This window comes from Rhodococcus sp. SGAir0479 (assembly GCF_005484805.1).
Taxonomy (GTDB): domain Bacteria; phylum Actinomycetota; class Actinomycetes; order Mycobacteriales; family Mycobacteriaceae; genus Prescottella.
In genome coordinates, this window is record NZ_CP039432.1 from 1,605,723 (window position 1) to 1,617,775 (window position 12,053).

Below are 12,053 nucleotides of genomic sequence, written 5' to 3' on the forward strand. Positions count from 1 at the left end.
GCAGCGGCTACGGCGGACCGCGCAGCGACACCGGGGGTACGAATTCGCCCTCGTACGTGCGCGCCCACCACGCGCCGGTGGCGTGGCGCTCGTCCCGGGTGGTGAACCGGTAGCGGAACACCCGCGCCCGCACATGGGTGGGGGGCCGGTCCGGGAACGGATTGTGGTGCAGCAGCTTCAAAGTCGCACGGTCCCCCTCGAGCAGTCGCGTGACGAACCCGCCGAACCATGCGGCCGCGTAGCTCGAGGAGATCGCCGCGAACCACATGAGCCAGTCGAGGCGCAGGTGGTAGGGCGCGAACTGACGCGGCCGTCTTCGCAGATCGCCCGGTTTACCCTTGAACTCGTACGCCCGCCACTCGGTGTCGGGGGTGATGTGGGTGTCCGTGGTGCCCTCGACCACGATCTCGCGGCGGGTGCGGGTGACGTGCCCGAACGCGCCGTACGTATTCACCAGGTGCCACGGGTCGAACGAGGCGTTCATCATCTGCCGACTCGAGAACAGGTTGCGGGCGGGACGGTAGCTGAGCGCGACGATCGCGGCGGTGAACGCGGTCACCAGCGCGACGAACCAGGGCGGTGCCGCAGCGACCCCGGACGGTGCCGTGAACGGGGACACGAACTCCCAGAAGCCGTCCGGCAGCACCGACAGGCCCAGGACGATCGCGAGCCAGTTGAGCCACGCGAAATTCCCGCTCGCCACCAGCCACAGCTGGGTGACGACCATGATCGCGGCCGCTCCGCCCGCGACGGGCTGCGGCACGAACAGGAAGAACGGCACGACCAGCTGCGTGAAGTGGTTGCCGGCCACCTCGATCTTGTGCAGCGGTCGCGGCAGATGGTGGAAGTACCAGCTCAGCGGGCCCGGCATCGGCTGGGTCTCGTGGTGGTAGGACAGGCAGGTGAGGTCCCGCCAGCACGGATCGCCGCGGATCTTGATCAGCCCGGCGCCGAACTCGAGCCGGAACAGCAACCACCGCAACAGCAGCAACGTCAGCAGCGGGGGAGCGGTGTCGGCGTTGCCGACGAAGACCGCGAGCAGACCCACCTCGAGCAGCAACGATTCCCACCCGAATCCGTACCACAGCTGCCCGACGTTGACGATCGACAGGTACAGGCCCCACAGCAGCAGCCAGCCGAGCATGCACAGTGGGAGCGGCAGCAGGTCGAGCAGGCCGAGCACCGCCGCGCCCGACAGCCCCACGCCGGTCCACGCGATCCCCGCGAAGAACCGGTCCGAGTAGTGCACGTGGAAGATGCTCGGCGAGCGCTGCCAGCGCCGGCCCGCCAGGAACCGCCGCACCGGGAGCATGCCGTCGTCGCCGATGAGCGGCCGGAACTGGTCCACCGCCACCAGGAACGCGCACAGGTAGATGACGGCGAGCCCCTCCTTGAAGAGCAGCCGTCCCAGCCAGTAGTCGCTCGTGTCGAACCAGTCCACGACGTGCTCACCCCGCCGCGGACGTTACTCCGGGCGCCGACCGGCGGCCAGCGCCCGCCACGTCACGCCAGGTGCGGGAGCACTTCCTGCTCGAGCAGCTCGAGTCCGGACGTGTCGTACGCGGCCTCGGGATCGTAGAAGATCGCGTACTCGAGGCCCTGCTTCTTCAGGGCCGTGAGGTTCTCGACGATCTGTTCGGGAGTGCCGACGGCGGGCATGCCGCGGAACGCCTCGAGCGAGGCGTCGGCCCGTTCGGCGCCGACGATCGGCTCGAGTCGCGCGCGCAGCGCGGCCAGCCGGTCCTCGACCTCGGCTTCGGTGTGTCCGATCGCCAGGTTGTAGTTCGCGGACCGCACGATGGCATCGAAGTCGGTCCCGACGTCGGCGCAGTGCTCACGCAGGATCCGGGACTTGTGCGCGAACACCTCGGGAGTGCCGTCGAAGTTCGTGTACTGCGCGTACTTCGCGGCGATCTTCAAGGTCACCTTCTCGCCGCCGCCGGCGATCCACAGCGGGATGCCGCCCTCCTGCAGCGGCAGCGGCCGCACGATCGCACCGTCGACCTGGTAGTGCCGGCCGTCGAGTGTGGCGGTTCCGGTGGTCCACGCCTGCCGGAAGATCTGTACACCCTCGTCGAGGCGGCCGAGCCGTTCGCCGGCCGAGGGGAAGCCGTACCCGTAGGCGCGCCACTCGTGTTCGTACCATCCGCCACCGATGCCCATCTCGACGCGCCCGCCGGAGATGATGTCCGCGGTGGCCGCCACCTTCGCGAGGTAGGCGGGGTTGCGGTAGCTCATCGCGGTGCACATCTGTCCCAGGCGGACCCGATCGGTGACCGCGGCGAACGCCGACATCAGCGACCAGGCCTCGTGGGTGGCCTCGTCGGTGGGGGCGGGAACGGTGTGGAAGTGGTCGTAGACCCAGATCGATTCCCACGGGCCGCGGTCGGCGCGCAGCGCGAGGTCCCGCATCACCGGCCACTGGTTCGCGGGGTCGATGCCGACGAGGTCCAGTCGCCAGCCCTGGGGCACGAAGAGTCCGAAGCGCATGGAGGATCCTGTTCTCGCGAGGTGAATACGGTCAGTGGAGGGCGTCCACGTACAACCATTGTCCGTTCTCGCGGACGAACCGGCTGTGTTCGCGCATCGAGCCCCGCGCGCCGCGATCGGAGTAGTAGGCGACGAATTCGACGGTGCCGGTGTCGTCGAGGAGCCCGCCGCCGGTGCGTTCGACCACCTCCAGCCTCCGCCACACGAGGTCGGGGTCGAGATCGAGGGCGCCCGGGCGGGTGCTCGGATGCCATGTCCGCAGCAGGTAGTCCGCATCGCCCACCGCGAACGCGGCGTACCGCGAGCGCATCAACTGTTCTGCGGTGGGGGCGAGGGCGCTGCCGCGATGGAACCGTCCGCAGCACGAGCCGTAGACCTCACCCGACAGGCACGGGCACCGGTCGTCGTCGTCGATATCCGCCATGGGGATCCTCACTGCGCCTGACTGACCGAGGACATGTGGAAATCGGGAATCCGCACGGGCGGCATGGCGGTTCGGGTGAACCAGTCCTTCCACTCGCGGGGGAGGGTGGGCTCGGTGGCCCCGACCTCGCGCACCCGGCGCAGCAGGTCGAGCGGACTCTCGTTGAACCGGAAGTTGTTGACCGCCGCGGTCACGGCGCCGTCCTCGATCAGGTAGACGCCGTCGCGGGTCAGTCCGGTGAGCAGCGCCGTCGCGGGGTCGACCTCGCGGATGTACCACAGCGTCGTCAGCAGCAGACCCCGTTCGGTGCGGGACACCATGTCGTCGACGGAGGCGTCGCTACCGCCGGTGAGCAGCAGGTTGTCACCCTGCACCGCGACGGGCGCGCCGAACTCGGCCGCCGCCGCCCGCGGGTAGGCCAGCGCGTTGATCACACCGTCCCGGATCCAGTCGACGCGGCTGGCGTCCATGCCGTTGTCGAACACCGACACCGTGTCCGACGACGCGGTGGTCGCGACGAACGGTGCGTACCCGAGGCGGTCGGCACGGGGATCGGAGAACAACGTCACCGGCAGGTCGGTGAGGCGTTCGCCGACCCGGGTGCCGCCGGGCCGGGAGAAGGCGGTGTGCCCCTCCTGCGCACCGCGCCCCTCCATCGCCCACATCAGCGGAATCATCAGGTCCGACACCGCCGACGGCGGCAGCACCGTCTCGTAGCGGCCGGCCGGCAGCGAGATCGTGCGCTTCGACCAGTCCAGCCGGCGACTCAGATCCGCGAGCAGGCCGGGGACGGACACGTCCGCGAAGTCGAGGCTCGAGGTTCCCACCCACGCGCTCGCATCGCCACGCTTGCCGTTGATCTCGATCGAACCGGTCGGCTGGGTGAACCGTCGGCGCAGCCCCGTCGAGGTCCCCAGCCAGGTGTTGTGCATCTGGTGGTGCGCGAAGCCGTACAGCCGATCCGCACCGTCGAACCCGGCGGCCAGCCCCGGCACGAGGGATTCGAAGACCGCCACCCCCGTCGTCTCCGGATCGTCCACCCAGCCTGGGTCGATGCCGCCGGCCGCCGGCAGATCCATGGCGTCCTCGGCGGGCTGCGCCGAGCGCGCGGCGGCCTCGCTGGCCCGCACCACATCGTGCACCGAGGCGGCGTCGACACTCGACGAGGTCACGGCACCGACCCGGGCGGTCCCGTTCTCCCGGACGATCGAGAGCACCGTCCACGACCGCGACACCGACACCCCGTTGGTGGTCATCGAGTTGCCGGCCCACCGCAGCGACGCCTCGCTCGCATCGGTGACCAGCACCATCGCCTCGTCGACGGTCGACAGGGCCAGGGCCCTCTCGACCAGTTCCGGTGCCGCGATCACCGCGGAGGCTCCGCTCGTGGTCACTGACCGCCCTCCGTCCGGGTGTTGAGCACGTTGACACCCCGGAACAGCGCCGAAGGGCAGCCGTGGCTGACCGCCGCGACCTGACCGGGCTGGGCCTTGCCGCAATTGAACGCGCCGCCGAGCCGCCACGTCGACGGGCCGCCGACCGCCTCCATCGAGCCCCAGAAGTCGGTCGTCGTGGCCTGGTACGCGACGTCGCGCAGCTGACCGTCGAGGCGGCCGTCCCGGATCCGGAAGAAGCGCTGGCCGGTGAACTGGAAGTTGTAGCGCTGCATGTCGATCGACCAGCTCTTGTCGCCCACGACGTAGATCCCGTCCTCGACCCGCGCGACGAGGTCCGCCGTGGTCGTGTCGGTCGCCCGATCCGGTTGCAGCGACACGTTCGCCATCCGCTGGATCGGCACGTGGTGGGCCGAGTCGGCGTACGAGCACCCGTTCGACCGCGGCAGGCCCAGGCGCGGAGCGAAGACCCGGTCGAGCTGGTAGCCGACGAGCACGCCGCCGCGCACCAGGTCCCAACGCTGAGCCGCGACCGCGTCGTCGTCGTACCCGACGCTGGCCAACCCGTGGTGCTCGGTGCGGTCGGCGGTGACGTGCATGACCGGGGTGCCGTACCGCAACGTGCCCAGCAGGTCGGGCGTCGCGAACGACGTGCCGGCATAGGCAGCCTCGTAGCCGATGGCGCGATCGTATTCGGTTGCGTGTCCGACGGATTCGTGGATCGTCAGCCACAGGTTGGTGGGATCGATCACCAGGTCGGTCGGGCCGGGGTCGACGCTGGGCGCGGCGATCTTCTCCGCGAGCAGTCCGGGGATCTCGGCCAGCTCGTCGTCCCACTCCCATCCGGTGCCGGTCAGGTACTCCCATCCGCGGCCCACCGGCGGGGCCAGGGTGCGCATGGTCTCGAACGTCCCGGCGTCGGCGTCCACCGAGACCGCCTCGAGCTCGGGGTGCAGTCGGACGCGTTGTTGGGTCACGGTCGAGCCCGCCAGGTCGGCGTAGAACGTCTGCTCCTTGACCTGCAGGCAGCTCGCGCTCACGTGGTCGACGCCGGCCGCGCTCAGCAGTCGCTGCGAGTAGTCGGCCAACAGTTCCGTCTTGGCCGCCGTGGCGACCGTGAAGGGGTCGACGTCGTAGCCGGACACCCACGTCGCGTCGCGGTACACCGGTTCCGGTGCGAGCGTGACCCGTTCGCGATTGAGCGTGCGCAGTGCGCGGGCGACCTGCACCGCCTCGGCCGCGACGGCGGCCGCGCGCTCGGGTGTCAGTTCCGCGTGCGACGCGAAGCCCCAGGTGCCGTCGACGACGACCCGCACCGCGAAGCCGGTCTCGACCGCATCCTGCGCGGACTGCACCCTGCCGTCTCGCAGCCGCAGCGACTGGGTGACCAGACGGTGGACCCGCAGATCCGCGTGCTCGGCGCCGGCGGACCGCGCCGTCGTCAGTGCCGCGTCCGCGAGCGCGCGCAGCGGCAGGCGCGTGAAGTCGGGGTCCACCGGGCGCTCCGACGGAAGTGCAGGCGCGGCCGCGCCGTGGGTGACGATCACCCGCCCAGCTTAGTCAGCTCCGCCGCCGCCTCGCGGGCCCGCCGCAGCCAGTCGGCGCGGGTGCGATCGTCGGAATCGGTCACCGTGCGGAACACGACACGGCGGACGTCGTCGACGCCGACGTAGGGCAGGACACAGGACGCCCAGATCCGCTCGAGGGGATCGCCGAACTCGGTGTGCTCGCGCTCGGCCGGGGTGTCGGAGGTGTTGAGGACCAGCGCACGCCGCGCACGGAGCAGTCCGGCCGGCTCGCCGTCGGCGGTGTCGAGCTTGTACGCGACCGCCGGCGCGAGAACGCGTTGGATCCAGCCGGTGAGCACCGCCGGCGGCATGCCCCACCAGTTGGGGTGGACGAAGACCAGGGCGTCGACCGTGGCGATCTCGGCCTGATGCTCGCGAACGACAGCGCCCGATCGCGTGGCCGAGGTTGCGACGGTGTCGGTTTCGGCGGCCGTGAGGGCGGGATCGAAGTCCTCGGCGTACAGGTCGTGGGCCAGTACGTCCACGTCGCGGGCCCGCAGCTCCGCGGTCACGGCGTCGAACAGGGCTCTGTTGAAACTGTCCGGCCCGGGATGGGCCAGGTAGACGGCGACTCGCATGCGTGCACAGTGTCACATCGGAAGGTCACATCGGAAGCCGAGCGGTGGCACCGGATCCGGAGTGTCACACCGAAACCCACTGTGTCCCGTTCCCGAGAGCCGCGCGGGTGGGACGCCGGGATCGACGTCCCACCCGACCGACGTCAGGATCCGAAGTTGAAGCCCCCGTTGGCGCCACCACCGGCGCCGCCCTCGACGCCGCCGGTGGAACCGGCCGAACCACCGTCGGATCCGAAGCCGACGTTGCCACCGAACATTGCAGAGAGCAGGGCCGAGAAGATAGCGGAGATGGACATGTGCGCTCCTGAGTGTCACTCGATCCGGGTCGACACCGATCGGTGTCGGGCTCGATTGCACCGTTCGGGGGCTTCCGTCCGGGGGCGTTCGGCGGCAGGTTAGGGGACGATTAGGGGCCGATAGGGGAATTGCGTGGTCGATCCCCGACCCCCACCGGACGCCCCCGCCGGGGCGCGGTGCCCGATCCGGCCGGTGTCACGCGGTGAACTGGCCGACCGTACCCAACGCGGTGCAGGTGGTTCCCGATCCGTACTTCACCTGGCCGAAGAGGGCGGCGAGTACGTTGCCCTCGCCGGTGTCCACGGTCTTGGACAGCGTCGGCACGTTCAGCAGGGTGTCGTCGAGTCGGACCACGTCGCCTTTCAGCGTGGTGGTGTTGAACCACGCCACCTGCAGGTCGGACTGCTGCGGGATCTCCATGTGGGCCGGCAGTGCCTGGAACCGCAGGTGCCCACGTTCGATCCACGGCGGCATCGGGAAGTTCGGGCCGGCCTGCGCGTTCGCGACGGTCACGGTCATGGGGTTGCCGGCCACGCCGCAGCCGAACGTCGGCGCGGGGAAGGCGAAGTCCTTCGTCCGGGTGGTGCCCACCTCCTGGCCGGTCGCGCCTTCGATCGCCTCGGTGACACCCGGGGCGGCGAGCAGACCACCGAGCAGGTCGCCGGCCTGCGGGACGTTGGCGGCGAACTGTCCGAGCAGGTCCTGCAGCGACGGGGGAGCGGCCGGTGCGGGCGCCGCGGCGGCGACCCCGGAAAACGCGACCGCGCCGGCGGCCACCCCGGCGACAGCGACGGACAGGCGGGCCAGCAGGCGGCGCGACGAGGTGCGGCCGGTGCGACGAGACATGGTGAACTCCTCCCTGGGGACCGGCCCTCCCAGCCGATCGGTCCTCGTACCGAACCACGGACAAAGTCTCTACGTCAACTTTAGGGTTAGACCGTTACGGGATCGATTCCCCGTTCGTGGGAGCATTCCGAGGTCGCCGGTCGTTGAGCAATCGGAGCGTCCACGACTTCCGCGTCGGCGCCCGCCACCGAAAGGACCCACCATGTTCGCGCTGCTGTTCGTTCTCTACGTCGTCGTGGAGGTCGGCGCCCTCATCTGGGTCGGGTCCATGGTCGGCGTGCTGTGGACGGTGCTGCTGCTCATCGCCGGGTCGGCGATCGGCCTGGTGCTGGTCAAGTCACAGTGGCGCGCGGTGATGGACGGCTTCCGCCGGGCCACTCGCGGCGAGGCGTCCCCGGCGGGCGCGGTCGCCGACGGCGCGATGGTCGCGGCCGGATCGGTACTGATGTTCGTGCCGGGCCTGGTGACCTCGGTCCTCGGTCTGCTGATGCTGCTGCCGCCGACCCGCTGGGCGCTGCGGCCGCTCGTCGTGCTGCTCGCGGGCAAGCGCGCCGCCGTCACCCTGACCGGGGTCGAGTTCGCGACCCGCGCGGCCGGCGCCCGCCGCGGCGGCGCGGTCATCGACGGAGAGGTCGTGGACGGGTACCCGGACGTTCGCCCCGACGGCCCCACCCAGGGACCTCGCGCGCTCCCGTAACAGGCACACTGGACCTTCGTGAGTACCCAACTGTTGGTCGACGGCCGTATCTACAGTCCCAGCGCTCCCGACGCGACCGCGATGGCGGTCACCGACGGCGTCGTCGTGTGGGTGGGCGAGGACCGGCCGGGCCGCGCGCTGCACCCGGACGCCGAGATCGTCGAGCTGGACGGGGCGTTCGTGACGCCCGCGTTCGTCGACACCCACGTGCACGTGACCGCGCTCGGACTGCAGCTGACGGGGCTCGATCTCAGCACCGCGCGTTCCGGCGCCGAGTGCCTCGAGCTGGTGCGCCGGTTCGCCGCGACCCGCGACGACGCGGTGATCTGGGGACACGGCTGGGACGACAGTCGATGGCCCGACGCCGCGCCCACCACCGCCGACCTCGACGCAGCCGCACCCGGGCGGGCGGTGTACCTCACCCGCGTCGACGCGCACTCGGCGCTGTGCTCGACCGCGCTGCGGCAGGCCGCGCCCGGACTGTCCGACGCGGCCGGGTTCTCGCCGGACGGCCCGCTGACCGGCGACGCCCACCACCTGGTGCGGGCGCAGGCGCGGGGCCTGCTCACCGCCGCCCAGCGGGCGACGGCCCGGACCGCGGCGCTCGACCACGCGGCCGCGCACGGCGTCGTCGCGGTACACGAGTGCGGTGGACCGGACATCGGCGGCCTGGACGACTTCCGGGAGCTGCTCGCGCTGGCGCACGGAGTCGAGGTGCGCGGGTATTGGGGCGAGGCGGTGACGTCACCGGAGGCCGCCACCGACCTGCTGGCCCGGACCGGAGCGCACGCGCTCGGCGGGGACCTGTTCATCGACGGCGCCCTGGGCTCGCGGACCGCCTCCCTGATCCGGCCCTACGCCGACTGCAGCGATCACCACGGCACCGCATACCTCGACGTCGACGCCATCGCGGCGCACGTACGCGCCTGCACGATCGCCGGCATCCAGGCGGGCTTCCACGCGATCGGGGATGCCGCGGTCGCCGCCGCGGTCGCGGCGTTCGCGGCGGTCGCCGACGAACTGGGCGGACCCACCGTGGCCGCGCGCGGTCACCGGATCGAGCACCTCGAGATGGTCACCACCGAGCAGGCCGCGCTGCTGGGCGGGTGGGGCGTGATTGCCAGCATGCAGCCGGTCTTCGACGCGCTCTGGGGTGGGGCGGGCGGAATGTACGAACGTCGGGTCGGCGCCGACCGGGCCGCCCGGATGAACGCGTTCGCGCCGATCGCCTCGACCGGCATGTCGTTGGCATTCGGTTCCGACGCCCCGGTGACCCCGATCGATCCGTGGTCGATGCTGCGTGCGGCCGTCGAGCACCACACCCCCGGCAGCGGGGTGTCGCCGCGGGCGGCGTTCTCGGCGGCCACCCGTGGCGCGTGGCGCGCCGGTGGCGTGCGGGACGGGATGGCCGGGACCCTCAATCCCGGGGCCCCGGCCTCGTACGCGATCTGGGACGCCGACGAGCTCGTCGTGGCCGCGCCCAAGGACACCGTGCAGCGCTGGTCCACCGATCCGCGGTCCCGAGTGCCGGCGCTGCCGCGGCTCGAGTCCGGAGCACGGACGCCGGTGTGCCTGAAGTCGGTGCACCGCGGAGTCACCGTCCATGAAGGGTGAGCGGCTCCGCGACCGTCGGGTCCTGACCTCGACGCTGCGCGACAGCGTGCTCGCCGCCGCGTCCGGGCTGTTGTTGTTCGCGAGCTTCCCGCCGCGCCCGCTGTGGTTCCTCGCCCCGCTCGGCGTCGCGCTGCTCACGGCCGTCCTCACCCGGTACGGCCGCGGCGGCCGCACGTTGCGCGCCGGGTTCGGTTACGGCTACCTGGCCGGGCTCGGCTTCCTGGTCCCGCTCCTGCCGTGGATCGGCGAGTACGTCGGGCCATTACCGTGGCTGGCACTGTCCGCCGCCGAAGCGGTCTTTCTCGGACTGTTCGGGCTCGGCACCGTCCTGGTGGCCCGGCTGCACCGGCCGCCGTGGGTGATCGCGCTCGCCGTCGCCGCGGTGTGGAGCCTCACCGAATGGTTGCGCTCGACGGTGCCGTTCGGCGGATTCCCCTGGGGGCGACTGGCCTTCGGGCAGCCGGAGGGATGGTTGTTGCCGCTGGCGGCGCTCGGTGGCGCCCCGCTGCTCAGCTTCGGCGTGGCGCTCACCGGTACCGGCCTGGCCACCGTGGCCGCCGCCGTCCGACGGCCACGGGCGCGCGTGCTGCTCGGTCCGGTGCTCGTCACGGGTCTCGCCTCGGTCGCGGCGCTGGCGACGCTGCCCTACGTGCACGCCGATGCGGGTGGTGACCGCACCATCACGGTCGCGGCGGTGCAGGGCAGCGTCCCGCGCCTGGGGCTCGAGTTCAACGCGCAGCGGCGGGCGGTGCTCGACAACCACGTGCGCCGGACCTACCAGCTGGCGGACGACGTCGCGGCCGGCCGGGAGCCGCAGCCGGACCTCGTCGTGTGGCCGGAGAACGCGTCGGACATCGACCCGCTCCGCAACGCCGACGCGGCCGCCGAGATCACGGCGGCGTCCGAGGCGGTCGGTGCGCCCATCCTGGTCGGTGCGGTGCTGGTGAACGCGGACCGCACGACGACCAACTCGGTGATCGTGTGGGACGGCGCGCAGGGCCCGGGCGAGCGGCACGACAAGCGGATCATCCAGCCCTTCGGCGAGTACCTGCCGTACCGGAGCTTCTTCCGGTTGTTCTCCGAGTACGCGGACCAGGCCGGTAACTTCGTGCCGGGTGACGGCAACGGAGTCGTGACCGCGGGCGGCGCACCGGTCGGTGTCGCGACGTGCTACGAGGTCGCCTTCGACCGGGCGCTCGGCCAGTCCGTTCGCGCCGGTGCCCAACTGCTCGCGGTGCCGACCAACAACGCCACGTTCGGCGACACCGAGATGACGTACCAGCAACTGGCGATGTCGCGGGTGCGTGCCGTCGAGCATCGCCGCGACGTGGTCGTGGCCGCCACCAGCGGGGTGAGCGCGATCATCGCCGCGGACGGTTCGATCGAGCAGCAGACGCCCCTGTTCGAGCCGGCGGCGCTGGTCTCTCCCGTCACCCTGCGCACCGGGACGACCGTGGCCACGCGCCTGGGTCCGGTCCCCGAGATGCTGTTGTGTCTCGGAGCTGTCGTCGCGCTCGGTGCCGCGGCCGTGCGTGCCCGCCGAGACCGGACGCCCGCGCGCACGCCGGATGCGTCCGCCGTGCCGGACACGACGGACGAGGCCGAGGTGAAGAAACACTGAGTTCTCGACTCGGATAGGCGATTTCGCGTCACTGCGAGCACTCGAGCCCCGTTCGTGCACTTGCGTCACACAAAAGTGCACGAACGGGGCTCGGACGCATTCGGCGCGTCTAGCATGGTGTAACGAACCCGCGAGGGCGCTCGATCTAGCTTGTGGTGTGCACCACTTTCGTCGAAACGATCGAGAGGTGAAGTGGTGACAAGTCCATCAAGTCCGTTCGACGACCCCGACGCCGACTACCTGGTGTTGGTGAACGAGGAGAACCAGCACTCCCTGTGGCCGGCATTCGCCGATGTCCCCACCGGTTGGGCGGTGGCGCACGGAAGGGCGCCGCGCCGCGCCTGCGTCGACTACATCGACCGCAACTGGAGAGATCTGCGCCCGGACCCTGTGCACGGTCGCGACGACACGTGATCCGGCGCCCACGGACCTGTCCGGAAACGGCCTCGAGGCGGCCGCGCCGGCCCGTCGGAACGAACAACCGGACGATTCGAGCCGAACGGTCATTTATCCCCATTGACCAG

The 12,053-nt window shown here is 71.1% G+C and carries 12 protein-coding genes; 4 read left to right on the forward strand and 8 right to left on the reverse strand.

The window, feature by feature from the left end; translation table 11 throughout:
* Positions 1-7: 7 nt before the first annotated feature.
* The 8 genes from E7742_RS07540 to E7742_RS07570 form a co-directional block, all read right to left on the reverse strand.
* Complete coding sequence (locus tag E7742_RS07540) at positions 8-1,441, reverse strand: lipase maturation factor family protein (RefSeq protein WP_137798386.1); 1,434 nt, start codon at positions 1,439-1,441, stop codon at positions 8-10.
* 62 nt (positions 1,442-1,503) lie between these two features.
* Positions 1,504-2,490 carry an LLM class F420-dependent oxidoreductase gene (locus E7742_RS07545; RefSeq protein WP_137798387.1) on the reverse strand — a complete coding sequence of 329 codons (987 nt, stop codon included), beginning with the start codon at positions 2,488-2,490 and terminating at the stop codon, positions 1,504-1,506.
* A 31-nt stretch (positions 2,491-2,521) separates the two neighbouring features.
* Positions 2,522-2,914, reverse strand: a complete 393-nt coding sequence (locus E7742_RS07550) for a YchJ family protein (RefSeq protein WP_137798388.1) — start codon at positions 2,912-2,914, stop codon at positions 2,522-2,524.
* Positions 2,915-2,922: 8 nt separating this feature from the next.
* Positions 2,923-4,284 carry a metallopeptidase TldD-related protein gene (locus tag E7742_RS07555; RefSeq protein ID WP_137801088.1) on the reverse strand — a complete coding sequence of 454 codons (1,362 nt, stop codon included), beginning with the start codon at positions 4,282-4,284 and terminating at the stop codon, positions 2,923-2,925.
* 20 nt (positions 4,285-4,304) lie between these two features.
* The gene (locus tag E7742_RS07560; RefSeq protein WP_137798389.1) at positions 4,305-5,855 is read right to left on the reverse strand and encodes a TldD/PmbA family protein; all 1,551 of its coding nucleotides are present in this window, start codon (positions 5,853-5,855) and stop codon (positions 4,305-4,307) included.
* Positions 5,852-6,454 (reverse strand): NAD(P)H-dependent oxidoreductase, encoded by a 603-nt coding sequence (locus tag E7742_RS07565; RefSeq protein ID WP_137798390.1) that lies wholly within the window; start codon positions 6,452-6,454, stop codon positions 5,852-5,854. The genes E7742_RS07560 and E7742_RS07565 overlap by 4 nt, the downstream gene beginning before the upstream one ends.
* Positions 6,455-6,597: 143 nt before the next feature.
* Entirely contained in the window at positions 6,598-6,750 is a 153-nt protein-coding gene (locus E7742_RS23155; RefSeq protein ID WP_175420433.1) for a hypothetical protein, read from the reverse strand.
* Between the two features lie 196 nt (positions 6,751-6,946).
* A complete protein-coding gene (locus E7742_RS07570; protein WP_137798391.1) occupies positions 6,947-7,597 on the reverse strand; it encodes a hypothetical protein in 651 nt (216 codons plus the stop codon).
* Positions 7,598-7,799: 202 nt separating this feature from the next.
* On the opposite strand from E7742_RS07570, the gene E7742_RS07575 reads away from it, so the two are divergent.
* From E7742_RS07575 to E7742_RS07590, 4 genes are all read left to right on the forward strand, one after another.
* The gene (locus E7742_RS07575) at positions 7,800-8,294 is read left to right on the forward strand and encodes an FxsA family protein (protein ID WP_137798392.1); all 495 of its coding nucleotides are present in this window, start codon (positions 7,800-7,802) and stop codon (positions 8,292-8,294) included.
* Between the two features lie 18 nt (positions 8,295-8,312).
* Positions 8,313-9,908: an amidohydrolase gene (locus tag E7742_RS07580; RefSeq protein ID WP_137798393.1), complete on the forward strand. Its 1,596-nt coding sequence runs from the start codon at positions 8,313-8,315 to the stop codon at positions 9,906-9,908.
* Positions 9,898-11,529 carry an apolipoprotein N-acyltransferase gene (lnt, locus tag E7742_RS07585; protein WP_137798394.1) on the forward strand — a complete coding sequence of 544 codons (1,632 nt, stop codon included), beginning with the start codon at positions 9,898-9,900 and terminating at the stop codon, positions 11,527-11,529. Before E7742_RS07580 ends, lnt begins: the two co-directional genes overlap by 11 nt.
* A gap of 195 nt (positions 11,530-11,724) precedes the next feature.
* Positions 11,725-11,943, forward strand: coding sequence for an MbtH family protein (locus tag E7742_RS07590; RefSeq protein WP_137798395.1), 219 nt, complete (start codon positions 11,725-11,727; stop codon positions 11,941-11,943).
* The last annotated feature ends 110 nt before the right edge of the window (positions 11,944-12,053 follow it).

Coding starts and splice junctions, on each gene's coding strand:
- E7742_RS07545 (WP_137798387.1), bottom strand. CDS start 2,490: ATGCGCTTCGGACTCTTCGTGCCCCAGGGCTGGCGACTGGACCTCGTC.
- E7742_RS07550 (WP_137798388.1), bottom strand. CDS start 2,914: ATGGCGGATATCGACGACGACGACCGGTGCCCGTGCCTGTCGGGTGAG.
- E7742_RS07565 (WP_137798390.1), bottom strand. CDS start 6,454: ATGCGAGTCGCCGTCTACCTGGCCCATCCCGGGCCGGACAGTTTCAAC.
- E7742_RS23155 (WP_175420433.1), bottom strand. CDS start 6,750: ATGTCCATCTCCGCTATCTTCTCGGCCCTGCTCTCTGCAATGTTCGGT.
- E7742_RS07570 (WP_137798391.1), bottom strand. CDS start 7,597: ATGTCTCGTCGCACCGGCCGCACCTCGTCGCGCCGCCTGCTGGCCCGC.
- E7742_RS07575 (WP_137798392.1), top strand. CDS start 7,800: ATGTTCGCGCTGCTGTTCGTTCTCTACGTCGTCGTGGAGGTCGGCGCC.
- lnt (WP_137798394.1), top strand. CDS start 9,898: ATGAAGGGTGAGCGGCTCCGCGACCGTCGGGTCCTGACCTCGACGCTG.